Raw genomic sequence first — 25201 nt, 5'->3', positions numbered from 1 at the left:
GGTGTCTTTTCCGCAAGGGAAAGCCCGGCGGCCGGCTTTTTTCAGCTAATGGCTACTACTCGCACCGCTCCGCATCAATTGGTAATCGTCGCCGCCGCGCTCGCGCTGGTTGGCGGCTTATACGTGTTGCCCAAGGGCATCATGAAGCCGAAAGAAAGCAAGTCGGAACTGAGCAGGGATGCGGCCGCCACGGCCAACCGTGACGGTGGCGGCATGGCCACCAACGGCTCCAAAACCGAGGCCTCCTCGGGGCCGGTACCCGCCACTGCTACCGAAAACAACGGCCCCAATGCCGCTCCGCACACCACCACCAGCCCCGCCCAACGGCAGGAACTGGCCCGGTTGCTGGGCGAGTACAAGGCTGCTGCCACGCCCGATGCCAAAGCCACGGTGGCCACCACCCTGGCCCGCCGCTACAACGACGTGGAGCGTTTCGACAGTGCTGGCTACTACCTGGAGCAAGTGGCCCTGGCTAAGCCCAGCGCCCAACACTGGCAACAGGCCGCCGATGCCTACTTTCAGGCGTTTAGCTTTGCGGCTACCGACGAGCGGGTGAAACTGCTCGGTGGTAAGGCGCGGGAACTCTACACCAAGGTGCTGAAGGAACAGCCTGGCAACCTCGATGCCAAAACTAACCTCGGGATGGCCTACATGGCCTCTGAGAACCCCGTGCAGGGCGTAACCTATCTGCGCGAAGTGCTAGAAGCTGACCCCCGCAACGAGAAAGCCCTGTATAACATGGGGATACTCGCGGTGCAGAGCAACCAGTTCGACAAAGCCGTGAAGCGTTTTCAGGATTTGGTGAAAGTCAATCCGAAAAATGTGAACGGACAGTTTTACCTCGGCGTAACTTTGGCCCGCACCGGCGCCAAGGAAGAAGCCAGGCAGGCTTTCCTCACCGCCAAAAGCCTCAGCAACGACCCCGCGCTGGCCGCTTCGGTAGAAGAGCAAATCGCCAAATTGAAATAGCTACGACACAACCAATCACCAACTTAACCCCCAAGCATCATGCCCTGCGGTAAAAAAAGAAAGCGTCATAAGATTGCCACCCACAAGCGCAAGAAGCGCCTGCGCAAGAACCGCCACAAGAAGAAGTAAGCCTCACGGGGCGTAGCGGCGGCCGGCAGTTTTCCTAACGGGAAGGGAGCCAGCCGCCTATCTCTCACGTAGCCTCCCGAGTGGGGCCGCGCCAGATGCTTTTCCCGTGGCTCGCGAGGGAAGCCAGAGCCATCAGGTTCTGGCTTCCCTTTGCCGGTTTCGGGGTAGGCCTTCAACGGCATTACCGGCAGGTTACTTTAACTAAATCAAGGCTTTGAGTAATGAATTAGTCATTAATTCTACTCAGGAAGGCGAGCGAATAGCGTTGTTGCAGGACAAGCGGCTGATTGAATACCACTTCGACCGCAACGACACCAACTACTCAGTAGGCGACATCTTCCTGGGCACCGTGAAAAAGGTGATGCCCGGCCTGAACGCAGCGTTCGTAGACATTGGCTACGAAAAGGACGCGTTTTTGCACTACGGCGACCTCGGCGAGCAATACCATTCCCTCACGAAATGGGCACGCACGGTACAGAGCGGCCGGGCGTCCAGCGCCGGGCTGGAAAAATTTACGTTTGAGCCCGTCCTCGACAAAGTGGGGAAGGCGGAAAACGTATTCAAAAAGGGACAGCAGATTGTTGTTCAAATCATCAAGGAGCCGATTTCGACCAAAGGCCCCCGCGTGAGCACCGACATTTCGATGGCCGGGCGCTACCTCGTGCTGATGCCGTTTTCGAACACCATCAGCGTCAGCAAAAAAATTGTGAGCAAGGGCGAGCGTGACCGCCTCAAACGGCTCATCGCCAGCATCAAGCCCGAGAACTTTGGCGTTATCATCCGCACTGTGGCGGAGGGCCGGGAAGTGGCCGAGCTTGACAAGGACATGCAGGACATGGTGGCGAAGTGGGAGCAACTTTACTCCACGTTGCGCACCGCCAAGCCCAATGATAAGGTGCTCGGCGAACTGGGCCGTACCTCATCAATGGTGCGGGACATGCTGAATGAGTCGTTCGACAGCATCACCGTGGATGCTCCGGCGATGTATGACGAGATGCGGGATTACCTGCAAAAAATCGCGCCGGACAAGTTGGGGCTGCTGAAGCTGCACAACTCGAAAATTAAGATTTTCGAGCAAACCGGGATTGAGAAGCAGCTAAAAACGCTGTTTGGCAAAACCGTGACTGTGCCCGGCGGCGGCTACCTCGTAATTGAGCACACCGAAGCTCTGCACGTCATCGACGTGAACTCGGGTAGCAAGAGCAACCAGGAAAACGACCAGGAAGCTACCGCGCTGATGATTAATATGCTGGCGGCCAAAGAAGTGGCTCGTCAACTGCGCCTGCGTGACATGGGCGGCATTATCGTGGTCGACTTTATTGATATGCGCTCGGCCGAAAGCCGTAAGAAAGTGGAGGACGCCGTACGCGACGTGATGAAGCTCGACAAGGCGAAGTACACTGTGCTGCCCATCACCAAGTTTGGTCTGCTGCAAATTACCCGCCAGCGGGTGCGACCGGCTGAGAACATCGTGACTGGCGAGGTGTGCCCCACCTGCGGCGGCACGGGCAAGATTTCGGCCTCCATCCAGGTGACGGATGACATTGATAATAGCATCGACGACCTGCTGGTGAACCAGAACCAGTCGGGCATCACACTGTCGGTGCACCCGTTCCTGTACGCTTACTACACCAAAGGCCTGATTTCGCGCCAGATGAAGTGGTACCTCAAGTACTACAAATGGGTGAAAGTGGTGAATGACAGCAGCCTGGGCCTTACCGACTACCGCATTGAAGATGAGCGGGGTGAGGAAATCCAACTGCGCTCGTCGGCTGCCGCCATGAGCCGTTTGCAGGACCGTGAGGTTGAGATTGTAGATTAAGGTCGGGCTTGGCAATGGCCTGTTCTAACAAAAAGCCCCAGCTTCATCAGAAGCTGGGGCTTTTTGCTGGCGGCGTGCGCAGGGCCTAGAATTTGATGCCTAAATCGAGGCCGAACGAGCTGTTTTTGATGGTTACGTCTGAAAAGTTGCGTTTGCTTTCAAAATAATGGTCGATATCAACCAAGCCCCGATGGTAGCCGAGACCAGCAAAAAGCTTGGTGCTTTTCCCCACGGTATACTCGGCTCCCGCTGCTATGAGGGCATCGGCATCGAAGAAGTAGATGTAGTCGCCAGCTTTGTTTTCAGTGCCGGTGACCGGGTCGGTATAAAACTTGTTGCTGTTGATGCGCGTGCCAATGGGCACGTTGAGCGAGCCGCCCACCTGGAAGTAAAGCCGCGTAGCGGGCGCAATTTCGTTAGTAAAAAGCTTTACCGTAAGTGGCAGTTGCAAGTATTGTGTGCTGATTTTCATCGAAACGGGAACGGGGTTTCCGTTGCCGACGCCATTATTCAGGTAGTCGGTGTAGCGGATGCTGCCTCCTTTGCCCGCTAGTTCCAAGCCCGTGCTGAAAGCATAGTTTTCGCCGAAAAAGTAATCGACTACCAACCCGCCGCTTAGGCCAAACTGACTGCCATCGCTGGCAAAGCTGTTTTTAGACGTGGATTCGGCCCGCAAGCTGGTAATGGACGGCGAAACCTTCAGACCGATTTCGACCTGGGCCGAAGCACTGCCAATGGTGGCGGCGAGTGTGAAAAGCGCGAGCAGTAGTTTTTTCATACGAGTTTATCGTTCGATTGCCGTCGGCAACAGCCGGCGGCCAACAGGTTTTGGCTAATTTTACTTCAAAGTAACGTGCGTGAATACGAATAATTTTGCTTGGCGGCGGTGGCTGCCCCTGTTTTTAGGAATCAGCTTCGGCTTTGGGGGCTGCAAAAGCGGCCCGGCCGAAGGCTGCCGGCCCGACGCGGCCGAAGATGCCGCTGCCGTACCCGTGCGGGTAAAGCGCCTGGAGTCAGCCTTTTTTCAGCTGAAAACGCCGGCGCAGGCGCAGCAGTTTATGGATGCCAATCCGGCATTTGCCCGCTACTATTTGCAGCGCCAGCCCGCTACCGAAAAGCAATTGGATAGCACTCTGGTGCATCTGGCTACCAACCCGGCATTGCAGCAAGTGGGCCGGGAAACGGCTGCGGCCTTCCCAGATAGCGCCGCGCTACGCCATAACCTGGGCGAGATGTTCCGGCGGGTGCATTACTACTTCCCCGATTTCCGGGTGCCGCCGACGGTGACCTACGTGAGTGGCTTTCTGGCTAAGGATATCTACGTGAATGACAGTCTACTGGTGATGAGCCTGGACTGGTTCATCGGCCCCAAGGCCAGCAAGCGGCCCGACCTGCCGCAGTATATGCTGCGCCGCTATACGCCGGCCGGTCTTATGCCGCTGCTGGCCCAGGATGTGGCCAGCAAGTACAACAAGCACGAGCTGACGGCCAACACCATGCTCGATGCCATGGTGCACGCCGGCAAGTCGCTGTATTTCGCCAGTCTGGTGCTGCCCTGCACTCCCGATTCGGTACTAATGGGCTATACCCGGCGCGAAATGGTGGGCCTCAATGCCAACGAAGGCCGGGTGTGGGGGCATTTCCTGGAGAAAAACCTGCTGTACAACACCACGCCTTTCCTGCTCCAGAAATATGTGGGTGAGCGGCCCAACGTGCCCGAAATCGACAAAACCTGCCCCGGCCGCGTAGGCCAGTGGGTGGGGCTACAAATCATCCGCAAGTACGTGGCCGAGCATCCCGACGTGACGCTGGGCCGCCTGATGGCTGAAAAGAATGCCCAGCGCATTCTCAACGACTCGCACTACCGGCCCAAACGGTAGCACTCAATGGGTGAATGAGCGAGTGGGCGAATGAGTGAATAGATGTTCACCGATTCGCGCATTCGCCCACTCGCTCATTCACCCATTGTAGTATGCACATTGCCGTTTTCAGCCAGTACCACACCAACCCCGACTGCCCGGCCACCAGCCGGCATTACACGCTGCTGGCCCACATCGCCAAAACGCATCGGGTGACGTTGCTGACCACGCCCGCCTGGAAGAGCCAGCGTCTGACGCACGAGTTTCCGTGGGTGCCGGAAGGGGTAGAAATCCGCGAAGCCGATGTGCGCTATGATAACAAGATGGGGCCAGCGCGGCGGGCGCTGGCTTTCGTACAATACGCGGGTTGGGCCGTGCGTGAGGGGCTGCGGATTAATAAGCCGGACGTGATTTGGGGAATCAGCACGCCACTGACTGCGGCCTGGGCAGCGGCGCAGGTGGCACGCTGGCGGCGGGTGCCCTGGGTGTTTGAGGTGCAGGATTTATGGCCGGCATTTCCCATTGCGATGGGGGCCGTGCCCACGGCGCTGGCCCGTCAGCAGCTTTATCAGTTGGAGAAACGGCTGTATAAAAGTGCCCGGCACATTCTGCCGCTCTCGCCCGATATGGCACATTACGTAACGGATTTGGGCATTCCGGCTGCAAAAGTCACTACCGTGCTCAATGGCACCGACCTGGAACTAGCGGCCCGCGCCACGCCCGCTGCCGTAGAAAAGCTTCGGCGGGAGCAGGGCCTGGCCGGCAAGCGGGTGGTGTTGTATGCCGGTACCTTTGGGCGGGCCAATGATATCCCGACGCTGGTAGCAGCGGCAGAGGCGATGGTCGCTGCCGATGCTGAGGTGGTATGGCTGTTTCTGGGCCATGGATTTTTTGAGCCGCTGATTGCGGCGGCAGCGGCGCGCTGGCCGGGGCGCATCCGGCTGGTGCGGGGGCAGGCGCGGCATGAGGTGTTCAGCTGGTTTGCGCTGGCCGATGTGTCGGTGGTTTCGTTTCTGGGATTACCGGTGCTGGATTCCAACTCCCCGGCGAAGCTGTACGACTCGCTGGCCGTGGGCACGCCGGTAGTGGTGACCAACGCGGGCTGGACTAAAACATTGGTCGAGGAGCACGCCTGCGGCTGGTACGTGCCGGCTGGTGATGCCAGCGCCTTGGCCGCGCAACTGCAGCATCTGCTGCACCAGCCCGAAATGCTAAGCCAAGTGGGTGCTAATGGCCGCGTTTTGGCGGCGCGAGAATTTGACCGTCAACGTATGGCCGCCCAAGTGCAGCTGCTACTGGAAGCAGCCAGCACCTGATTTTGTGCTAAGCCTAAAGCTGTTTGTGCTTTCTAGAACCCAGAATTGAACTTCGTGTACTAAAAAGGCTGCTGAAACCTCGGTTGTAGCTGTTCAGCTTTAGGCCTCCGGGATGGGCACATAAGACAGCGCTTTGCCAAAATGCTTTTCAAAATAAGCGCAGCTGGGAGCCAACGGGCAAATGCTGCATTTTGGTGAGCGTGCTACGCAAATGTAGCGGCCATGCAAAATCAGCCAGTGGTGGGCTTTATTGATTAGTTCTTCCGGGATGTAGCGCACCAGCGCTTTTTCCACAGCCAAGGGCGTGGTGGCCGTTTTGGGCACGAGGCCAATGCGGTGCGACACCCGAAAAACGTGAGTATCTACCGCCATGGCGGGGAGGTTGTAAATCACGGAAGCCACCACGTTGGCCGTTTTGCGGCCCACGCCGGGCAGGCGCTGCAACTCGTCAATCTGGCTGGGAACTTCGCCGCCGAAATCTTCGGTGAGCATCCGGCCCAGGCCGGCCAGGTGCTTGGCCTTGTTGTTGGGATAGGAAACGCTGCGGATGAAGGGAAAAATGTCATCGGCCGAAGCGGCGCCGAGGTGCGCGGCAGTAGGGAATTGACCCAGTAGCGCGGGCATCACCAGGTTCACGCGCTTGTCGGTGCACTGTGCGCTGAGCACTACGGCCACAATTAGCTCATACGGGTTGCTGTAGACCAACTCCGTTTTGGGCTCCGGGAAATTGGTGGTGAAGTAGTCGAGGAAATACTGGAAACGGTCGGCGCGACGCATGGCAAAAGATAAGGAACGGGCAAAAATAAAACGGTCATGCTGAGCGCCGCCGAAGCATCTCGTCCGCAATAGTAAATCCAATTGACAGGATTACTGCTGCGGGAGAGTTGTTTCGGCGGCGCTCAGCATGACCGTACATACTGAGTTGGCTAGCCTCTTACCCGCGCCAGCGCGGGGTGTGGAGCGGCCGCCACAAAAAATTGAAGGGGCTCAGGACTTGCTCAAGAAAGTGCGCGAGTAGCGCAAAATGGCCTCGGAGGTTTCGGGCCGGGGTTCGCGACGGACGCCGTCGAGTGCCCGCTGGGCCAAAAGGAGGTCGGCGCAGGTCGCGGCCAAGTCCGGGTCGTGCTGCAGTGCCTCCTCTACCTCGCGCTGCCTTTCAGCCGGCAATTCGTTGTACACATACTGGAGCAGTGTCGAATGGGGTAAGGTTTGAATCATAGTGATGCAGGGAATTCGCGGTCATTTTCTTCCGCAGGTTTATCAGCGCATAGCGCATCCGGCCCAGCGCCGTGTTAATGCTCACGCCGGTGGCGTCGGCAATCTCCTGGAAGCTCATATCGCCGTAATGGCGCATGAGCAGCACCTCCTTTTGGGCAGCGGGCAGTTCTTGGATTAACGCCCGAAGGCGGGTATGGGTTTCTTCGCGGGCGAGAATATCGTCCGGGCCGTCATCGGCAATGGTCAGGGTGTTGTTTAAACGTTCGTTATCGGTAAGGCTGATGTGGGGCACGCGCTTGCCACGGCGGAACGAGTCGATGGCGAGGTTGTGCGCGATGCGGCAAATCCAGGGCGCAAATTTGCCCTCCTCGTTGTAGCGGCCACTTTTCATGGTGTGGATGGCTTTGATGAACGTGTCCTGCAACAGGTCCTCGGCCACGTCCTCGTCGCGCACGATGAGGAGGATGGTCGTGAACACACGACTGCGGTGCCGCTCCAGCAGGATAGCGAAGGCGGATTCCTGGCCGGCCAGGTAGAGCGAGATGAGCGCGGAGTCGCTCGGTTGCATGAGGTCCATAAAGGGCTACGGAATAGGAGAACGTAGAGCTTTAGGCCATAGTATGCAGTTACCGAGAAAAAAATTGGGAGCGCCGGGCGGCGGTAGGATTTACCCCGCTAGAATCAGACCAAATGTAGAGAAAGGCAATCTAATTACGCAAGAGGTATTGGTGGAAAAATGCCACAATCTTTTTGAAAATTTCGAGCAACCTTCCTCAAAACTTCATCTAGGGCATTTTTGAGGAAAAATCTCTAGGTATTTTTTTGAAAAAAAGTTTCCGAAGCAGGTAAAAAATTTGGGCCGCCTGTAGTGCTGCTCATTGGGCGAGCCAGTGGCAGGCAGTGGCTTCGTCGGTAAAGAGGGCGGTTTGGTAGCCTTGCTCGGGGTGGGAAGTGGCACTGATAGCGGCGGCGCAGCGGGCCACAGTGGCCGGCAAGTCGGGGCGGGGCGTTATTTCCAGGCCGGAATGTTGCATGAGCGGGAACTGAAAGCGCGGTGAATGTCAGCTGGCAAGGTAGACGAAACGCGACGGCCGAATCAACCCGCCAAGACTGGGGCGGGCCTACCTTTGTGGCTGGCCGCCGTACAGGCGGTTTTTGTGTGCTTATGCTGCCTACTGCTGATTCTTCGCCGGCTCACGACCCGTACGCGGCCCTGCGCGTGCCCGATTTTCGCCGGCTGGTGTCGGCCCGCACCTTGCTCACGGTGGCCACGCGCATTCAGGGGCTGGTGGTGAGCTGGCAGATTTACCACCTCACCAACAATCCGTTGGCGCTGGGACTGATTGGATTGTCAGAAGCCATTCCGAGCATTGTGGTGTCGCTCTACGCTGGCTACGTGGCCGACTCGATGCGTCGCAAAAACATTGTGGTGGTGGCGCTGGCGGTGCTGGTGCTGTGCGCGGCGGCGCTGGCCGCATTCGCCAGCCCCTATGGCATTCACCTGTTGGCCAAGGATTCGCTGTACACGCTGCCGCTGTACGGGGTGATTTTTGTGAGCGGGCTGGCGCGGGGCTTTATGGGGCCGGCGCTGTTTTCCTTTATGCCGCAGCTGCTGCCCGACCGTGCACTGCTGCCCAACGCCATCACCTGGAATAGCACCACCTACCAGGGCTCGTCGGTGCTGGGGCCGGCCATTGGGGGCTACCTGATTGCGGCCGTGGGCATCACCAATTCCTACGTGGTGAGCACGGTGCTGCTGGCGCTGGCGCTGTTTCAGTTTGCGCGTATCGCCAACCGGCCGCTGCCGCCCATGGAAGGCGAGCGCCTCAACCTGAAAGACAGTGTACTGAGCGGGTTGCGCTTTATTTTCGGCAACCAGCTGGTGCTGGCGGCGCTGTCGCTGGATATGTTTGCGGTGCTGTTTGGCGGGGCAGTGGCGCTGCTGCCGGTGTTCGCGTCGGATATTCTGAAGGTGGGGGCCAAGGGCTTTGGGCAGCTGGAAGCGGCACCGGCCATTGGCTCGGTCTTGATGGCCATCTTCCTGACGTATTTCCCGCTGCGGCGGCGGGCCGGGCGCAAGCTGCTGTGGGCGGTGGCGGGCTTCGGACTGGCCACCATCGCGTTTGCGCTTTCGACTAATTTCTGGCTGTCGCTGTTCCTGTTGTTCCTGACGGGCGTGTTCGATTCCGTGTCGGTGATTGTGCGCTCCACGCTCATCCACATCTACACCCCGGAGTACATGAAGGGCCGGGTATCGGCGGTGAACAACATTTTCATCGGTTCCAGCAACGAAATCGGGGCCTTTGAAAGCGGCACGGCGGCGCGGCTGCTGGGTACGGTGCGTTCGGTGGTGTTCGGCGGACTGATGACGCTGCTGGTGGTGGCCATCACCACCTGGCGGGCCGATAAGCTGCGCAAGCTGGAATCGGGCACGAAGTAAGCTGGCCTAATTAGGGAGGCCTTTCAGCAGAGCTGCGTACTGCTCCGGTGTATCCACATCAAGCAAGCCGGCGGGGAAGGGCACTTGGCCCACGGCCGCGCCTAGGCTGGCAATGAGCCGCCCGGCCCCCTGCCGCCCTTGCAACTGATGCAGCTGGGGCAGCAGGGTATAGGAAAAAACGGCGGGGACGCCCAGCGTATCACCATAGGCAGCGGCTACGATGGGCGCTTGCGATTGCTGCTGCCGGGCTATCAATTCCTGTAGCAATTCAGGCGTCACCAGGGGCTGGTCGGTGAGCATGATGAGCACGGCGGTGGGCGAGGTTTCGGCCACCGCCTTCAGGCCGGCGCGGATGGAGGAGGCCATGCCGGTTTCCCATTCGGGGTTGTGAATGGATTGGATAGGCAGGCCCGAAACTTCGGTTAATAGCTCCTCCTGCAGCGCACCAGTCACCAGCACAATGGGCGCGCAACCACTGGCTACAGCCGTTTCGGCGGCGTGGCGTAGGAGGGTGCGGCCGTGGTAGGGCAGGAGCTGCTTGGGCCGGCCCATGCGAGTGGAGGCCCCGGCGGCCAGCAACAGCAACGCCACCGACCCGGCCAAAGCGGGCGCGGTGGCGCGGGATTCTGAATCGGATATCATGGCTTAAACGGCCTTCGTGCCCAGGATTTTGTCGGGGGTGATGGGCAGGTCGCGCACGCGCTTGCCAGTGGCGTGAAACACGGCGTTGGCCACGGCGGCCGATACGCCCACCATTGAGATTTCGCCGATGCCCTTCACGCCCATGGCGTTGATGTAGGGGTCGTGCTCGTCGATGAATTCCACGGTCATCTCCGGGATGTCGGCGTTGACGGGGATGTGGTAGTCGGCCAGGTCGGCGTTGGTGTAGCGGGCGTAGTGCGGGTCGCGGGCAGTGGCTTCCATCAGGGCCGCGCCGATGCCGAAGATGCTGCCGCCGATAATCTGGCTGCGGGCAGTTTTGGCGTTGAGGATGCGGCCGGCGGCGTGCACGCTCACCCAGCGCGTGACGCGCACGGTGCCCAAATCGGGGTCGACGTGCACCTCGCAGAAGTGCGCCCCGAAGGAGTGCATGGAGTGCTTGGCTTCTGATTCCGTGTTGTTCTGGGGGCCGGCGGGGTTGCTGGGGCGGCCGGTTTCGTAGCCCGCGCCGTACTTGCCCTGCCCGGTGCCTTCGATGTCGTCCAGGCCGGCTCGTTTCATCAGGGCCATGAAATCCTCGCCCTTAGCTGGGTTAGTTTTCAATTGTAGGCGGCCTTTTTCTGCCACCACGTCTTCGGGTCTGGCCTTGAAAACGGGCGACTTCGGGTCCTTCACGGCCACTTTGGTGAGCCGCTCCCACAGGTCCTGCGCCGCCATGTAGACCGACGACGACACCGTGCCCGCCGCCACCGAGCCGCCCGAGTTGGGCGCGGTGGGCAGCTTGGTATCGCCCAGCTCGAAGCGAATTTTATCCGGCGGCAAACCCAGTGAGTCGGCCGCTACCTGCGTCATCACGGTGTAGGTGCCGGTGCCGAGGTCGGTGGCGCCGCTTTGCACCACGGCGTGGCCGTCGGCGTAGAGGCGCACGCGGGCGGTGCCCTGCGAGTTGTGCACCGGGTAGCTGGCCGTGGCCATGCCCCAGCCCACCAGGGTGCGGCCGTCGCGCGTGACGCCCGCCTTGGGGTTGCGCTTGCTCCAGCCGAAGAGCTCGGCCCCGCGGGCATAACACTCGCGTAGGCCCTTACTGCTCCACGGCTGGCCGGTGCTGGGGTCTTTCTCGGCATAGTTCCGCAGCCGGATTTCAATGGGGTCAATGCCCAATTGGTAGGCCAAATCGTCCATCAGGCACTCGATGGCGAATGAGCCGGGAGCCTCGCCAGGCGCGCGCGTGAAGGTGGACGTCATCACGTTGGCGCGGCCCAGCTCGTAGTGCGACTCAAACGTGGGGCACTCATACAGCATATTGATGATTTTGCTGTTGGCCTCGGCGTAGTTGTCCCACGGCGACGTGGTGGAGGTTTTTTCGTGAATCAGGGCCAGCAGCTTGCCTTCCTTGGTGGCCCCGGCGGTTAGCGTCTGGGTCTGGTCTTCGCGGTGGCCCATGCTCGTGAACTGCTGCTGGCGGGTGAGCACCAGCTTCACCGGCCGGCCCAGGGCCTTGGCGGCCTGCACCGTGAGCACGGTGTGTGGCCAGCACGAGCCCTTGCAGCCAAAGCCCCCACCCAAATACTTCGTGATAACCCGCACCTGGTCCTGCGGCAGGCCCAAATAGGCCGACAGCGACTTCTGCGTGCGCGTCACGCCCTGGGTCGATTCGTACACCGTGAGGCGGTCGGGCGCTTCCCAGATGGCGGTGGTGGAGCCCGGCTCCATCGGGTTGTGATGGTTGATGGCGTGGGTGTACACAGCTGTGAGCTTCACTGGGGCGCCGGCCATAGCGGCGCGGGCATCGCCGCGCTGGGTGTAGCCGTCGGCCTTGCCGTCCTGAATTTTCTCGGGGTTGAAAAGCTGGGCTTTGGGGTCGGTGTAGGCCGCGATGGGCTGCTCGGCGGCGTAGGTCACGCGCACCAGGCGGGCGGCGTGGGTGGCGCGCTCAAAAGTGTCAGCCACCACCACCGCCACCGGCTGGCCGGCGTAATGAATCACATCCGAGGTCATCGGCAGGAAACCCATGGGCGCGCCAATGGCTTTTTTGCCCTCCGGGTCGTTGGGCGTTTTGGCCAGTTTCGGCAGGTTCAGGTGGGTGTAGATGGCCAGTACGCCGGGCTCCTTAGCGGCGGCGCTGGTGTCAATATTTTGGATGCGGCCCTTGGCGATGTCGCTGGTTTTGAGCACGCCGTAGGTGAGGCCGGGCAACGGGTATTCGGCCGAATATTTGGCCCGGCCCATCACCTTGTCGCGTCCATCCACGCGGTTGAGCGGCTGGCCCACCACGCCGGGCGTGGGGGAGGTTTCGAAGAAAGCTGGTTCGTTCTCGTACATGGCTCGGGGAAGATTAGGATTTGGCGGCCACATCGGTAAGGGCGCGCACCAGCGTATTCTGGGCCAGCTCTACTTTGAAGCGGTTTTGCTCGCGCGGCTGGGCGTCGCGCACGGCGGCGGCCGCCGCGGCCCGGAACGTGGCTTCGGTGGCCGGTGCACCGGTCAGGATTTTCTCAGCCGCCACCGAGCGCCAGGGCTTGGTGCCCACGCCGCCCAGCGCCACCCGCGCCGAGCGAATGGTGCCAGATTGCACATCGAGCCCCACAGCGGCCGAGGCCAGTGCGTAGGCGTAGGAAGTCCGGCCGCGCACTTTCAGGTACAGCGACTTGCGGGCGTGCGCGGCGGCCGGAATCGTCACCGAAACAATCAACTCGCCGGGTTCCAGCACGGTTTCCTTCTGGGGCGTATTGCCGGGCATCAGGTGGAAATCGACCAGCGGCACGCGGCGCTGTTTGCCCTTGGCGTTTTCGAGCAGCAGCACGGCGTCGAGGGCGGCGAGGGCCACGGCGAGGTCGCCGGGGAAGGTGGCAATGCAGGATTTGCTGGTGCCGAGGATGGCGAGGTTGCGGTTTTCGCCATCCTGCGCCGGGCAGCCGGAGCCGGGCTCGCGCTTGTTGCATGGAAAGGCCGTGTCGCGGAAGTAGCCGCAACGCGTGCGTTGCAACAGATTGCCGCCGATGCTGGCCATGTTGCGTAGCTGCGGCGAGGCCGCCAGTAGCAACGACTGCGACACCACCGGGTAGTTTTGCACCACCAGCGGGTGTTCGCCCACGTCGCTCATGCGCTCCAGCGCGCCAATGCGCAGGCCGTCGGCCGTTTGCTCGATGCCTTTGAAGGCGAGCATGTTGATATCCACCAGCTGGTCGTGGTTTTCCACATTCAGCTTCATCAAATCGAGCAGCGTGGTGCCGCCGGCGATGAAGGCGGCATTCTTATCGTCGCGCACGGCCGCGGTGGCGTCTTTCGCCTGCGTGGCCTGGAGGTAGGTGAAGTTATTCATAGCGAAACCCTAAGACTTGAAACCGCTTTGCTCGACCTGCCGGATGGCGGCCACAATGTTGGGGTAAGCCCCGCAACGGCAGAGGTTGCCGCTCATCCATTCGCGCACGTCGGCGTCGGTTTTGGCGTGGCCTTCTTTCAGGCAGGCCACGCCCGACATGAGCTGGCCCGGCGTGCAGTAGCCGCATTGGAAGCCGTCGTGCTCGATGAAAGCAGCCTGCAGCGGGTGCAACTCTTCGCCCTTGGCGAGGCCCTCCACGGTGGTGATTTCCTTGCCCTGCACCATCACGGCCAGGGTGAGGCAGCTGTTCACGCGGCGGCCGTCCACCAGCACGGTGCAGGCGCCGCACTGGCCGTGGTCGCAGCCTTTTTTGGAGCCGGTAAGGTCGAGGCGCTCGCGCAGGGCGTCGAGCAACGTCACCCGCGGCTCGGCCTGAATGGTACGCAGCGTGCCGTTCACCTTGAGGCGCATCTCGCTCACACCCTCCACTTTCTTAGACATGGCGGTGAGCCGCTCGGCCTGGCTGACGAGGGGCGGGGCCAGCGCCAGGCCCAGCAGGCCGGTGGCCTGTTTGATAAACGAGCGGCGGCCGTCGTTCGGGGCCGGGCCGTCGGGCAGCGCGGCCGCATCGGGCGTGAAATTATCCGTCATGGCAAGGGAAGTAAGAGGAATGTGTTGCTAACCGCTTCGGCAGCTATTGGTTAGGCTGGCGGCGTGGGCGTCCTATTGGTTGGCTCAACCGAATAGTACGTTACATCTCATTCCTAAAGTTACTTATTACCTCACTAATATTATAGTGGAAACGGGGCTTACTCGCAACGCAGGTAGGGCCGCATCTTCTCCCAATCGGCGGGCTTCAGAATGGGAATCTGCTTCAACTCATCCACTGTTTTGAAGGGGCCGTGCTGCTGCCGGTAGGCCACGATGAGGCGCGCCCGGGGCTTGCCGATGTAGGGCTGCAGGTACATTTCATCGAAGCTGGCGGTGTTCACATTCACCGTCTTGGGGGCGTAGCCGGGTGCGACGAAGGTGTATTTCTTCAGGCTGTCGCGTAAATCCGGAGCGTCTTTCAATACAAAAACCTCGTCCAGCTGGTCTTCGCGCAGGTAGCCGCCGAGCTGGTTGCGGTACTTCACCACCCACTTGGCGCGGCCCGCGCCGATGCCGCGAATCTGCATCAGCTGCGTGGTATCGGCCGTGTTCAGGTCGAAGGGCTGCAGGCTGCGCGGCTTGCGGGCGAACTTGGTGGGCGCGCCGTCGGCGCTGGCGAAAGGCGGGAATTTACCATCCGGGCCGGGCTTGTTGGCGGCATAGTCGCGCTTGGGCGCTTCGTCGGGCAGTTGCATGAACGGGGCCAGCCGCTGGTACACGGAATCTTCCAGCCCATACATTTTTCTGATTTGGGCTTTCGCCTTGAAGCCGCCGGACGCCGCGCGGTATTTCTCAATTCGCGCGGCCACGAAGTGCGGCACCCCGCGTGCTTCCCAGCCTTCGGCCGTGAGGGCGTTGGGGTCGAAGGGCGTGAGCCGCACCCGCGGCACGATGGGGTAGCGCGAGCTGCTGCGCTCAAACTTCTTGTATTCGCGCTTGGGGTAGCGGCTGGCGTAGCTCTGGTCGGTGGCGCGGTGCTCCTTGAGTTGCGCGGCCAACTCGTTCAGGCCTTTTTGGTCGGCATCGGGCAGGTACTGCGGCAGCTCCGGGCGCAGGAGCATGGGCGCGATGATGAAGCCCAGCATCAGGAGCAAAATGCTCACCATGCCGCGTGCTTCGCCCCGCGAATAGCCAAAATAGTGGCGAACCCAGCGAATGGGACGTGAATTGAGCCAGGACCGGTCCGGGCGCGGCGGGGGTAGAGCAGCCATTGGGTAGAAGAGCGAGCGAAAGAGTCGCAAACCACCGGACACGGAAAGGCAGCCTGGCTTGCGAGGGCAAGTATAGGCAAAAGGGCGCTAACGCCGAAATATCGAGCCAGTTAGCTGCGGGCCCGGCTGAGGCTGGGTGTGCGGGTGGCCTTGCGCTGGGTGGCGGGCCGCTTCACCGTCACGGGCAGCGGCCCGCCGGGCGGGCGGGTTTCCTGGGCCACCCAGGCGTAGATGATTTTCAGGCCTTCGGGCGAGAAAACAGCTTGCTGTACGCCGTTTATCATCGGCCACTGGGCCGGGGCGGGCTGGAATAAGTGGTTAATGCCGTCGAGCTTGTATTCGGCCACCGTGCGCTTGGCGTGGCGCAGCGCCTTGTAGAGCGGCACCATGTTGCGCTTAGCCGAGACCTGCAAATCGGCAGTACCGTTGAGCAGCAGCACCGCGCATTGCACGTTGGATAGCTTAGCCTGCGGGTCGAAATCGAAGAAGTAGCGCGACCACGGCGAGGTGAGCTGCACGGCGCGGGCACGGGCCATGTTGGCGTCGATGCCCATGTTGGCCCCCAGCAGCAGCGAAGCCACTTTGGGCCGGGCTACCGCGTTGTCGGGCGTCTGCCGGATGACGTCCACCGTGCGCTGGTACACGTCCTGGGCGGCCTTCACCTGCGACGGGTCGGCCCCAATCAGGCGCATGATTTCGCCCTGCTGGCGGCGCAGCACCTCATTTCCCAGCTGCCCATAGCCAGCCAGCGAAACCACAAAAGCCGGCGCCCGGCCCGGCGCAGCAGCGGCCAGCAGGGCCACGTTGGCCCCTTCGCCGTGGCCGAGCAGGCCCACGCGGTGGGCGGCCACCAACGGCTGAGTGCGCAGAAAAGCCATGGCCGCCTGCGCATCGGTCACGAAATCGGCGGTGGTGGCGCTGGCGTAGCTGCCAGTCGATTTGCCCACGCCGCGGTCGTCGAAGCGCAGCACGGCGATGCCGTGGCGGGTGAGGTAGTCGGCCAGCTGGCCAAACATGCGGTAGCCGTTCACCTCCACGTCGCGGGTTTGCGGGCCGGAGTCGGACAGCAGCACCACGCCCGCAAACGGCCCCTCGCCGGCCGGAATGGTGAGCGTGCCGCCCAGTCGGTTTTTGGTAACGGGGTTGGTGAACGTGACGTCGGATTCGCGGTAGGGCGGCGTGGCCTTGAACTTGGTGACGGCCTGCGTGGAGGCTGCCGCCCGCGTGAGCACCATGGGAGCCGTCAGGCCGGGCTGCTTCCAGGTTCCACTCAGGGTGGCCCCGTCCTCCAGCACCTTGCCCACAAAGCTGCTGCCGGCCTGCTCGATGCGCAGGGTCAGGTTGTCGTCCTTTAGCTGCACATCCACTGGCATGCGGCTGATGCGCTGCTGGGGCGCATCGAGGGCGGCGTAATAAGTGCCATTGGTGAGCGGCACGATGGTGATGATGATGGAAATTTCGCCGCCGAGCAGCTTCAACGGGCCTTTCCATTGGCCGTTGAGCGGGGTGGGTACCGGCACCGCAGCCGTTGCGTCGGCCGGGGCCTGTATTATTAAACCCAGAAAAACCAGCGTAGTGAATAATAATCTTATCATGGAATCAGAATATAAAAAAGGCAGATGCGGCAGTTAGAAGGCAAATGAGGGTTGAAAAGTACAACAAATGTTTTTTATCGCAATTGCCATTTTCTACTTATTGGCTCGGGCGCTAATGCCAACGGCCGCTCTTGCGAAGCGGCCGTTGGGTAAGGGGATAAGCAGAAGGTAGCGGAGATGTTATTTCTTGGTATGCAGCGTAATCCAGTCGCCCATCACGGCCAGCGCACTCGGCGAAAACGTCTCTTCGATGGTGCCGTACTCGGCCGGGCTGCCGGTGGGCGCGGTCTGAAACAGGTGGTTGAGGCCGGGCAATTCTTTGGTGGTCACGTCGCGGTTGCCGGCGGTTTTCAGGCCGGCGGCGGTGGCGGCCAGGTTGGCGGGCGCGGGCACCTGCTGGTCCTTGCTGCCGCCGAGGGCCAGCACGGGGCACTTGACCTTGGCCAGCGTTTGGGCGGGGCGGTCGGCCAGCAGGTGGCGGTAGTCGGGCGAGGTCAGCATGGCCAACTGCGGCTCGGCCTGGACGGCCAGCTGCGGATTGATGCCATTATAATAAGCCAGCAGCTTGGTGCGGGCTTGGGTATTGTCGGGGTTCTGCTGCACAATCTGCGTCATGGCGCGCTGGAGCTTTTCAGTGGTAGCCAGCTGGGCCGCGTCCGAGGTTTGCAGGCGCGCCAGGGCCAGCGACTGCTGCACAATCAGCTCATCGCCCGGCAGCGCCGGTGAGGCCAGCAGCACCAGAAAATCCGGCCCCGCGGGCTGAATTGCGGCCCCAATGGCCGCCGTGCCGCCCTGGCTGTGGCCAATCAAACCCACCTGGTTTTTGCAGATGCCGGGCTGGGCACGCAACCACGCCAGCGCGGCCTGGGCATCGGTGGTGTAGTCGGCGCTGGTGGTGCCGGCCAGCGTGCCGCCGCTCTGGCCCACGCCGCGGTCGTCGAAGCGGAGTACGGCGATGCCGTGGCGGGTGAGGTAGTCGGCCAGAACGGCGAAGGGCTGGTGGCCGAGGATGGTTTCGTTGCGGTCCTCCGGCCCGGAGCCGGTGAGCAGCACCACGGCCGGAAACGGGCCTTTGTCGGCGGGCACGGTATAGGTGCCGGCCAGCGTGATGCCGGCCTTCTCATTCTTAAAGGTTACCTCGGCCGACTGGTAGGGGAAAGGCGGTTGCGGCGTTTGGGGACGCGGGGCGACAGCGGGCTTGGCCGTGCCAGCGGCGGCGCGGCTGAGCGTGAGCGGAAACGAGCGCAGGCCCTGCTGCCACTCACCTTCTAGTCGCTGGCCGTCGGCCGAGCGGCGGCCAGCGAACTGCGCGGCCGGCTGGCGCAGGCGCAGGTATACGCTGTCGGCTGGCGCGGTGAACTGCATTACCAGCCCATTGGCGTGCTGGGCCGGAATATCCAGCGTGGCCGTGCGTGGCCCACCGGCCGGGTCGGTGAGGTGGGCGGTGAATTCCAGCGGCCCGAGCGTGCCCGCCCAGTCGCCGGTAAGGCTGGGCCGGGCGGCCTGGGCGCAGGCGCTGGTGGCAGTGAGCAGCGCGGCAGAGGCCGTGCCGAGGAAAAAGCGGGTAAGCGTGGGCATGACAAGCGGGCTGAAGAGTGATGACGCAATGTTACGAAGATAATTAGACAAATTTCTAATTATGGAAAAACAATTTATTCCTGCCTTCGTGCCCGCCCGTACCTTCGTAGCAGCAAGCAATTGCTTTGGGCCGAAACCTTCCGGCCCCTCTCCGCTGTTAGTTCGTTTATGCCCAAAAAAGACGCTTTGCAGGTTTCGGCCCCCGCCGACAACGCCATTGATAATCTCGACCCCCGCGAATTTATTCTCATCAAAAACGCCCGGGTTCACAACCTCAAAAACCTCAGCGTGGCCCTGCCGCGCAACCAGTTCATCGTTGTCACGGGCCTCTCGGGCTCGGGCAAATCCAGCCTTGCCTTCGATACGCTTTATGCTGAGGGCCAGCGGATGTACGTGGAAAGCCTGAGCAGCTACGCCCGCCAGTTTCTGGGCCGCATGGACAAGCCCGACGTGGACTACATCCGGGGCATTTCGCCGGCCATTGCCATCGAGCAGAAGGTCAGCATCAAGAACAACCGCTCAACGGTGGGCACCAGCACCGAGATTTACGACTACCTCAAACTGCTGTTTGCGCGGGTGGGCAAGACGTTTTCGCCGGTGAGCGGCGAGCAGGTGCGCAAGGATAATGTGGCCGATGTGGTCGATTTTCTGGCTGCCCAGCCCGAGGGGACCCGGGCCATGATTCTGGCCCCGCTGCACCGCCCCGACAAGACCCGCGCCATGAGCAAGGAGCTGGATTTGCTGCTGCAAAAAGGCTACAGCCGCGTGGTGGTTGATGGCGTGACTTCCCAGATTGAGGACCTGATAGGGGAGGGCCAGCCCGAGGTGAAAGGCGAGGTGTACATCATGGTGGACCGCGCTGTGCTGCGGCCGGATGATGAGGACCTGCTGTTCCGCCTGTCGGACTCGGTGCAAACCGCATTTTTCGAGGGCCACGGCACCTGCGTGGTGCATTTAAACGGCGACGACGTTCGGACTTTCTCCGACAAATTCGAGCTGGACGGCATCACCTTCGAGGAGCCCAGCGTCAACTTCTTTTCCTTCAACAACCCTTACGGCGCGTGCCAGACCTGCGAGGGCTTCGGCTCGGTGCTGGGCATCGACGAGGATTTGGTGATTCCGGACAAGAGCCTGACGGTGTACGAAGGCGCCATCGCGCCCTGGCGCACCGAGAAGCAGGGCGAGTGGCTGAAGCCGCTGCTGAAAAACGGCATCCGCTTCGACTTCCCCATTCACCGCCCCTATAATGACCTCAGCCAGGCCGAGCAGCGCCTGCTCTGGACCGGCAACAAGTACTTCCAAGGCCTCGATTCCTACTTCAAATGGGTGAGCGAGCAGACCCACAAAATCCAGTACCGCGTGCTGCAAAGCCGCTACCGGGGCCGAACCACCTGTCCCGACTGCCGTGGTACCCGCCTGCGCAAAGACGCTCAGTACGTGCGAATTGACGGGAAGAATATTGCCGACATCGTGCTGCTGCCCATCTCGGAAGCGTTAAAGTTCTTTGAGAACATGAGCCTGAGCGAACACGACGCCAAAGTGGCCGAACGGCTGGTGACGGAAATTACCAACCGACTCGGCTACCTCAACCGCGTAGGGCTGGGGTATCTGACTCTGAACCGCTTGAGCAATACGCTGAGCGGCGGCGAGAGCCAGCGCATTTCGCTGGCTACCTCGCTGGGCTCGGCGCTGGTGGGCTCGATGTACGTGTTGGATGAACCCTCAATCGGCCTGCACCCCAAGGATGCCGAGCAGCTTATCGGCGTTCTGCGCTCGTTGCAGCAGCTGGGCAACACCGTGGTGGTGGTGGAGCACGAGGAGAAGATGATGGAGGCCGCCGACCAGATTATCGACATCGGCCCCGAGGCCGGCAGCGGCGGCGGCAACCTGATGTTCCAGGGCACCATGGAGAAATTGCTCCAGGATACCGAAACCTACACCGGCCAATACCTGAGCGGCCGCATGGAAGTGCCCGTGCCCAAAGTGCGCCGCCCCTGGCGCAACGCCCTGGAGCTGACCGGAGCCCGCGAAAACAACCTCAAAAACGTGAGCGTGAAGCTGCCGCTGGGCGTGATGACGGTGGTAACGGGCGTGTCGGGCTCGGGCAAGTCCACGCTCATCAAGCGCATCCTGGCCCCGGCCCTGATGAAAATGTTGGGCGGTGGCGCGGGCGAAAGCACCGGCAAGTTCGACCGCCTGACGGGCGTGAACGGGCAGGTGTCGCACGTCGAGTTTGTGGACCAGAACCCCATCGGCAAGTCGTCGCGCTCCAACCCCGTCACCTACGTGAAGGCCTACGATGCCATCCGGACGCTGTTTTCGGAACAGCCGCTGGCCAAGGCGCGGGGCTTAAAGCCGTCGCACTTTTCGTTTAACGTAGAAGGCGGGCGCTGCGAAGTATGCCAGGGCGAAGGCCAGGTGAAAATCGAGATGCAGTTCATGGCCGACATTTACCTCACCTGCGAAGGCTGCGGCGGTCACAAGTTCAAGCAGGACATTCTGGAAATCAAATTCCAGGACAAAGGCATTGACGAGGTGCTGGAAATGACGGTTTCCGATGCCGTACAATTTTTCAAAACTCAGCCCAAAGTGGCCGAGCGCCTCAAGCCGCTCGAAGACGTGGGCCTGGGCTACATCCGCCTCGGGCAGTCGGCCAACACGCTGAGCGGCGGCGAGGCCCAGCGCGTGAAACTGGCCTCGTTCCTCACCAAAGGCGCGACGCTGCAGCAGGATAAAATTCTGTTCATTTTCGATGAGCCCAGCACCGGCCTGCACTTCCACGACATTGCCAAGCTGCTGGGCGCGCTGAATGCGCTCATCGAGCAGGGCAACTCGGTCCTCATCATCGAGCACAACGTCGACATCATCAAGTGTGCCGACTGGATTATTGACCTCGGCCCCGAAGGCGGCCTCAACGGCGGCCACCTGCTCTTCGAGGGCACCCCCGAAGACATGGTGAAGCTGAAGGATACCAACCACACGGCCCGCTTCCTGGCGGAAAAGGTGTCCTGAGGCACTAATATGGCCCAACTGTATTTAACAGTTGGGCCATATTATTAGGCAAATGCCTGCCAACGCGTTGGTCGGCAAGGCGCTGGCTGCTAACTGGCGGGCATGAGTCGGAGTGGGCTAAAAAACGTAGAACCCTGCGTAAGGAATAATACGTAAGTTCGCCGCCCGCCTCACCCCACCCCCATGATTTATGCCCACCGCTACAACGCCCCCGGACCACTACGCTGCCGCTAATCGGTCGGGCACGGGCCGGCTGTGGCGCTGGCTAACGGCTTTGGCCATCGCCGGCAACATTGCCCTCAACTATTATTCCAATACCCACCCGTTTGCCGGGCAAACGATGGGCATGGTTTCGGCCAAATACCCCACGCTGCTCACGCCGGCGGGCTATGCATTCAGCATCTGGGGGCTGATTTTTCTGGCCCTCATCATCTATTCGGTGTGGCAATTGCTGCCCGCGCAGCGGCACATCTCGCTGCCCGATGCCCTGGCCAAGCCGCTCACGCTGGCCAGCATTGCCACCGGTGCCTGGGTGGTTTTGTTTGCTTATGAGCTGATTCTGCCCAGTTTGGGCGTGATGCTGCTCATTCTCGCCTGCCTGATAGTGGCGTACGGACGGGCGCGGCGGCGCATTTTTGTCGATGCGGCCCCGGCGCTGGCGGGCGTGCCGCTGTCGCTGTACCTGGGCTGGATTTCGGTGGCCTCGGTCATTAACATCACCATCGGGCTGCGCCAGTTGGGCTGGCAAACGGCCGAAGGCGCTTCGGTGACGCTTACGCTGGGGCTGATTGTGGTAGTAGTGGCGTTGGGGTTGATTATGAGCCGGGTGTTCCGCGACATGGTGTTTCCGCTGGTGGTGGCCTGGGCGCTGGTGGCCGTGTGGGTGGTGCGGCTGCGCGAGGTGCCCGAACTGGGTTGGGCCGCGCTGATTGGCGCTGCGTTGGTGGCCATTGCGGGCTTCGTGCTTTCGCGGCTGGGCGGCCGCAAAACGCCCTGGCAGCTGCGCGACGAAGCCGCCGCCGCCGCCGAGGCCGAAATTGCCGCCCGCAACGCCATGCGCGCCACCGAGTAGCTGCATGGCGCGGGGCGGGTACGCAGCCGGCGGTTTGGCCCGTAGCTTTGTGGCTAGTCCCAACCCCCTTACCTGACCCGCTCGATTATGCGCCAAAAACTTGTTGCCGGCAACTGGAAAATGAACCTGACCTACCCCGAGGCCCTGGCCCTGGTAGGAGACATCACCCGCCTGGCCGGCGAAACTGGCGCGGCCAATGCGCCCACGGTCGTGATTTGCCCGCCGTTCCCGTTCCTGCACGGCGTGGGGCAGCAGCTGCCCAAGGCTTCCAATTTCCACCTCGGGGCCCAGAACTGCCACCAGAAAGAAAGCGGGGCCTTCACCGGCGAAGTTTCGGCCAAAATGCTGGCCTCGGTGGGCTGCGAATACGTGATTCTGGGTCACTCGGAGCGCCGCCAGTATTTCCGCGAGGACGACGAGTTGCTGGGCCAGAAGCTGAAAGCCGCCCTGGCCGCCGGCCTCAAGCCCATCTTCTGCGTGGGCGAGTCGTTGGACACCCGCGAGGCCGACGAGACGTTCAACTACATCGGCAAGCAGCTCACTGATGGCCTGTTCCACCTCAGCAACGAGGAGTTTGCCCAGGTTGTCATTGCCTACGAGCCCATCTGGGCCATCGGCACGGGCCGCACCGCCACCAGCGCCCAGGCGCAGGAAGTGCACGCCTTCATCCGCGAGCAGATTGCCCGCGCCTACGACGCCCAGGCCGCCCTCGGTACCACCATTCTCTACGGCGGCTCGGCCAACGCGCAGAATGCGAAGGAACTGTTCTCGCAGCCTGATGTGGACGGCGGCCTCATCGGCGGCGCGGCCCTGAAAGCCGCGGACTTCACCACGATTATTCAGTCGTTTTAAGCAGGGTTGAAATTTTAGGGTTGAGTGTTGGGTTGAACGCGCAACGCGGCATTGCATTTGACATCCCACGCTCAACCCTCAACCTTCAAAACTCAACCCTTCCCGAATGCTCTCCTTCATTCTCACCCTCTTACTGGCCTTGTTGCCTGCCGAAAGCCCGGCCGCCGGACCGCTGGAGCCCTGCAAAATCTTCGGCTCGGTGTACCTCGAAACCGACCCCGGCCGGCGCAGCTACTGCTATGGCACGGTGTACGTAGAGCCGGAAGAAGCCTTTGCCGATGTGCTGGTTTTCAAGGAGAACAACAAGCTGTTTGCCGATAAAGCCGGCCTGTGGGCCGATGCGCCCGCCCGCGACTTTGCCGACTACGTGCTGCTGGTGGTGACGGACCGCAGCCGCGCCGATTTCAGTATTCACTACACCACGGTGCGCTCCTTTGCGGGCTGCAAAACCAACTAAAGAAGGTTACGGGTTAACCCCCTATGATTTATAACTCCTAATTCAACCAAGTGGATTTTATTGAACTGACCGTTGAAGCTCCGCGCGAGCTGGCCGACATTCTGGTGGCCGAGCTGGCCGAAGTGGGCTTTGACACCTTTGAGGACACCGACGACGGCTTCAAGGCCTACACCACCGAAGACATTTTCAACCCCGACGCGGTGGCCGAAATCATGAGCCGCTACGAGGGCCAGGGCGAACTGAACCATTCGCACCGCGTCATCACCCGCCAGAACTGGAATGCCGAGTGGGAGAAGAATTTCCAACCCCTCATCATTGCCGAGCGGGTATCAGTGCGCGCGCCATTCCACCCCGAGCCGGCCGGCGTCGACTACGACATTGTGATAATGCCGCGTATGTCGTTCGGCACGGGCCACCACGAAACCACGGCCCTGATGATTGAGAACCAGCTTGATGTGGACCATAAAGGCCTGCGTGTGCTGGACATGGGCACCGGCACCGGTATTCTGGCCATCATGGCCGAAATGCTGGGCGCCCGCCAGGTCCTGGCCGTGGACACCGAGCCCTGGACCGTGGAAAACGCCCGCGACAATGCCGCCGAAAACAACTGCCACGGCATTGAATGCCGCCTGGGCGGCGTGGAAACCCTCGCCAACGAGGAGCCCTTCGACCTCATCTTGGCCAACATCAACCGCAACGTGCTGCTGGAAGACATGCACGAGTACGCCCGCCTGCTGCCCAGCGGCCGGCCCATCCTGTTCAGCGGCTTCTACGAGGAAGACCTGCCCAAAATCCAGGCCGAGGCTAGCAAGCATGGCCTGCGCTACCAGCGCCACCGCACGCTGCGCAGCTGGGTGTCGGCGGTGTTTGAGAAGGAATAGCATGAGGGTAGAATGAAGGCACGTCCTGCTTCGGTCCCGAAGCAGGACGTGCTGCGTTTGGGCGGGGCGGGCGACATCGTTCCCGGCAACGATTGCGCGAATAAAAAGGGCCTTGGCGGCATATTACGGGCCATTGCGGGCGTAATATTATCATACC

Annotated in this window: 21 protein-coding genes; 10 read left to right on the top strand and 11 right to left on the bottom strand. The window is 61.4% G+C overall.

Translation table 11 applies throughout. From position 1 onward, the window contains the following. Nucleotides 1–48: 48 nt before the first annotated feature. The gene (locus tag ACYU7Q_RS17020) at nt 49–969 is read left to right on the top strand and encodes a tetratricopeptide repeat protein (protein WP_460610643.1); all 921 of its coding nucleotides are present in this window, start codon (nt 49–51) and stop codon (nt 967–969) included. A gap of 343 nt (nt 970–1312) precedes the next feature. Next, nucleotides 1313–2920 carry an Rne/Rng family ribonuclease gene (locus ACYU7Q_RS17015; protein WP_460610642.1) on the top strand — a complete coding sequence of 536 codons (1608 nt, stop codon included), beginning with the start codon at nt 1313–1315 and terminating at the stop codon, nt 2918–2920. Nucleotides 2921–3005: 85 nt separating this feature from the next. Here ACYU7Q_RS17015 and ACYU7Q_RS17010 read toward each other — a convergent pair whose 3' ends face one another. Continuing rightward, entirely contained in the window at nt 3006–3698 is a 693-nt protein-coding gene (locus ACYU7Q_RS17010) for a porin family protein (RefSeq protein ID WP_460610641.1), read from the bottom strand. A 79-nt stretch (nt 3699–3777) separates the two neighbouring features. On the opposite strand from ACYU7Q_RS17010, the gene gldB reads away from it, so the two are divergent. Together gldB and ACYU7Q_RS17000 are read left to right on the top strand one after the other, a co-directional pair. Beyond that, a complete protein-coding gene (gene gldB / locus ACYU7Q_RS17005) occupies nt 3778–4800 on the top strand; it encodes a gliding motility lipoprotein GldB (protein ID WP_460610640.1) in 1023 nt (340 codons plus the stop codon). A gap of 92 nt (nt 4801–4892) precedes the next feature. Then, a complete protein-coding gene (locus tag ACYU7Q_RS17000) occupies nt 4893–6095 on the top strand; it encodes a glycosyltransferase family 4 protein (RefSeq protein ID WP_460610639.1) in 1203 nt (400 codons plus the stop codon). Between the two features lie 99 nt (nt 6096–6194). Here ACYU7Q_RS17000 and nth read toward each other — a convergent pair whose 3' ends face one another. The 3 genes from nth to ACYU7Q_RS16985 form a co-directional block, all read right to left on the bottom strand. Further along, nucleotides 6195–6872 carry an endonuclease III domain-containing protein gene (nth, locus tag ACYU7Q_RS16995; protein WP_460610638.1) on the bottom strand — a complete coding sequence of 226 codons (678 nt, stop codon included), beginning with the start codon at nt 6870–6872 and terminating at the stop codon, nt 6195–6197. Nucleotides 6873–7251: 379 nt separating this feature from the next. Then, nucleotides 7252–7890 carry an RNA polymerase sigma factor gene (locus ACYU7Q_RS16990; protein WP_198069106.1) on the bottom strand — a complete coding sequence of 213 codons (639 nt, stop codon included), beginning with the start codon at nt 7888–7890 and terminating at the stop codon, nt 7252–7254. A gap of 298 nt (nt 7891–8188) precedes the next feature. Beyond that, nucleotides 8189–8347, bottom strand: coding sequence for a hypothetical protein (locus ACYU7Q_RS16985; protein WP_460610637.1), 159 nt, complete (start codon nt 8345–8347; stop codon nt 8189–8191). A 131-nt stretch (nt 8348–8478) separates the two neighbouring features. On the opposite strand from ACYU7Q_RS16985, the gene ACYU7Q_RS16980 reads away from it, so the two are divergent. Beyond that, nucleotides 8479–9753: an MFS transporter gene (locus tag ACYU7Q_RS16980; RefSeq protein ID WP_460610636.1), complete on the top strand. Its 1275-nt coding sequence runs from the start codon at nt 8479–8481 to the stop codon at nt 9751–9753. 6 nt (nt 9754–9759) lie between these two features. Here the strand turns inward: ACYU7Q_RS16980 and ACYU7Q_RS16975 are convergent, their stop codons facing one another. The 7 genes from ACYU7Q_RS16975 to ACYU7Q_RS16945 all read right to left on the bottom strand — a co-directional run bounded on the left by ACYU7Q_RS16975 (nt 9760) and on the right by ACYU7Q_RS16945 (nt 18770). Further along, the gene (locus ACYU7Q_RS16975; protein WP_460610635.1) at nt 9760–10395 is read right to left on the bottom strand and encodes a nucleotidyltransferase family protein; all 636 of its coding nucleotides are present in this window, start codon (nt 10393–10395) and stop codon (nt 9760–9762) included. A gap of 3 nt (nt 10396–10398) precedes the next feature. Further along, on the bottom strand, nt 10399–12735 hold the full coding sequence (locus ACYU7Q_RS16970) for a xanthine dehydrogenase family protein molybdopterin-binding subunit (protein WP_460610634.1): 2337 nt from the start codon (nt 12733–12735) through the stop codon (nt 10399–10401). A 13-nt stretch (nt 12736–12748) separates the two neighbouring features. Further along, nucleotides 12749–13735, bottom strand: coding sequence for an FAD binding domain-containing protein (locus tag ACYU7Q_RS16965; RefSeq protein WP_460610633.1), 987 nt, complete (start codon nt 13733–13735; stop codon nt 12749–12751). Nucleotides 13736–13744: 9 nt separating this feature from the next. Beyond that, complete coding sequence (locus tag ACYU7Q_RS16960) at nt 13745–14386, bottom strand: (2Fe-2S)-binding protein (RefSeq protein ID WP_460610632.1); 642 nt, start codon at nt 14384–14386, stop codon at nt 13745–13747. Between the two features lie 158 nt (nt 14387–14544). Further along, on the bottom strand, nt 14545–15597 hold the full coding sequence (locus ACYU7Q_RS16955) for a ComEA family DNA-binding protein (RefSeq protein ID WP_460610631.1): 1053 nt from the start codon (nt 15595–15597) through the stop codon (nt 14545–14547). A 110-nt stretch (nt 15598–15707) separates the two neighbouring features. Then, nucleotides 15708–17192: an alpha/beta hydrolase family protein gene (locus tag ACYU7Q_RS16950; RefSeq protein WP_460610630.1), complete on the bottom strand. Its 1485-nt coding sequence runs from the start codon at nt 17190–17192 to the stop codon at nt 15708–15710. Nucleotides 17193–17372: 180 nt separating this feature from the next. Then, complete coding sequence (locus tag ACYU7Q_RS16945) at nt 17373–18770, bottom strand: alpha/beta hydrolase family protein (RefSeq protein WP_460610629.1); 1398 nt, start codon at nt 18768–18770, stop codon at nt 17373–17375. Nucleotides 18771–18938: 168 nt separating this feature from the next. On the opposite strand from ACYU7Q_RS16945, the gene uvrA reads away from it, so the two are divergent. The 5 genes from uvrA (at nt 18939) to prmA (ending at nt 25044) form a co-directional block, all read left to right on the top strand. Continuing rightward, complete coding sequence (uvrA, locus tag ACYU7Q_RS16940; RefSeq protein WP_460610628.1) at nt 18939–21782, top strand: excinuclease ABC subunit UvrA; 2844 nt, start codon at nt 18939–18941, stop codon at nt 21780–21782. Nucleotides 21783–21972: 190 nt separating this feature from the next. Beyond that, nucleotides 21973–22854 carry a hypothetical protein gene (locus tag ACYU7Q_RS16935; RefSeq protein WP_460610627.1) on the top strand — a complete coding sequence of 294 codons (882 nt, stop codon included), beginning with the start codon at nt 21973–21975 and terminating at the stop codon, nt 22852–22854. Between the two features lie 87 nt (nt 22855–22941). Next, nucleotides 22942–23706, top strand: a complete 765-nt coding sequence (tpiA, locus tag ACYU7Q_RS16930) for a triose-phosphate isomerase family protein (RefSeq protein ID WP_460610626.1) — start codon at nt 22942–22944, stop codon at nt 23704–23706. 106 nt (nt 23707–23812) lie between these two features. After that, nucleotides 23813–24163 carry a DUF6150 family protein gene (locus ACYU7Q_RS16925; RefSeq protein ID WP_460610625.1) on the top strand — a complete coding sequence of 117 codons (351 nt, stop codon included), beginning with the start codon at nt 23813–23815 and terminating at the stop codon, nt 24161–24163. A 50-nt stretch (nt 24164–24213) separates the two neighbouring features. Next, nucleotides 24214–25044, top strand: a complete 831-nt coding sequence (prmA, locus tag ACYU7Q_RS16920; RefSeq protein ID WP_460610624.1) for a 50S ribosomal protein L11 methyltransferase — start codon at nt 24214–24216, stop codon at nt 25042–25044. The last annotated feature ends 157 nt before the right edge of the window (nt 25045–25201 follow it).

The organism is Hymenobacter terrigena (assembly GCF_054776515.1).
Note: the sequence above shows the minus strand (reverse complement) of the source record. Positions and strands in the feature narration are given on the sequence as shown.

What these genes read in the sequence shown, in the direction of transcription:
- ACYU7Q_RS16935 (WP_460610627.1), top strand. Translation starts at nt 21,973, where the DNA reads ATGCCCACCGCTACAACGCCCCCGGACCACTACGCTGCCGCTAATCGG.
- tpiA (WP_460610626.1), top strand. Translation starts at nt 22,942, where the DNA reads ATGCGCCAAAAACTTGTTGCCGGCAACTGGAAAATGAACCTGACCTAC.
- ACYU7Q_RS17010 (WP_460610641.1), bottom strand. Translation starts at nt 3,698, where the DNA reads ATGAAAAAACTACTGCTCGCGCTTTTCACACTCGCCGCCACCATTGGC.
- ACYU7Q_RS16990 (WP_198069106.1), bottom strand. Translation starts at nt 7,890, where the DNA reads ATGGACCTCATGCAACCGAGCGACTCCGCGCTCATCTCGCTCTACCTG.
- ACYU7Q_RS16970 (WP_460610634.1), bottom strand. Translation starts at nt 12,735, where the DNA reads ATGTACGAGAACGAACCAGCTTTCTTCGAAACCTCCCCCACGCCCGGC.
- ACYU7Q_RS16945 (WP_460610629.1), bottom strand. Translation starts at nt 18,770, where the DNA reads ATGCCCACGCTTACCCGCTTTTTCCTCGGCACGGCCTCTGCCGCGCTG.
- ACYU7Q_RS17000 (WP_460610639.1), top strand. Translation starts at nt 4,893, where the DNA reads ATGCACATTGCCGTTTTCAGCCAGTACCACACCAACCCCGACTGCCCG.
- ACYU7Q_RS16955 (WP_460610631.1), bottom strand. Translation starts at nt 15,597, where the DNA reads ATGGCTGCTCTACCCCCGCCGCGCCCGGACCGGTCCTGGCTCAATTCA.
- ACYU7Q_RS17020 (WP_460610643.1), top strand. Translation starts at nt 49, where the DNA reads ATGGCTACTACTCGCACCGCTCCGCATCAATTGGTAATCGTCGCCGCC.
- ACYU7Q_RS16950 (WP_460610630.1), bottom strand. Translation starts at nt 17,192, where the DNA reads ATGATAAGATTATTATTCACTACGCTGGTTTTTCTGGGTTTAATAATA.
- ACYU7Q_RS16965 (WP_460610633.1), bottom strand. Translation starts at nt 13,735, where the DNA reads ATGAATAACTTCACCTACCTCCAGGCCACGCAGGCGAAAGACGCCACC.
- ACYU7Q_RS16980 (WP_460610636.1), top strand. Translation starts at nt 8,479, where the DNA reads ATGCTGCCTACTGCTGATTCTTCGCCGGCTCACGACCCGTACGCGGCC.
- nth (WP_460610638.1), bottom strand. Translation starts at nt 6,872, where the DNA reads ATGCGTCGCGCCGACCGTTTCCAGTATTTCCTCGACTACTTCACCACC.
- ACYU7Q_RS16985 (WP_460610637.1), bottom strand. Translation starts at nt 8,347, where the DNA reads ATGCAACATTCCGGCCTGGAAATAACGCCCCGCCCCGACTTGCCGGCC.
- ACYU7Q_RS16925 (WP_460610625.1), top strand. Translation starts at nt 23,813, where the DNA reads ATGCTCTCCTTCATTCTCACCCTCTTACTGGCCTTGTTGCCTGCCGAA.
- uvrA (WP_460610628.1), top strand. Translation starts at nt 18,939, where the DNA reads ATGCCCAAAAAAGACGCTTTGCAGGTTTCGGCCCCCGCCGACAACGCC.
- ACYU7Q_RS16975 (WP_460610635.1), bottom strand. Translation starts at nt 10,395, where the DNA reads ATGATATCCGATTCAGAATCCCGCGCCACCGCGCCCGCTTTGGCCGGG.
- ACYU7Q_RS16960 (WP_460610632.1), bottom strand. Translation starts at nt 14,386, where the DNA reads ATGACGGATAATTTCACGCCCGATGCGGCCGCGCTGCCCGACGGCCCG.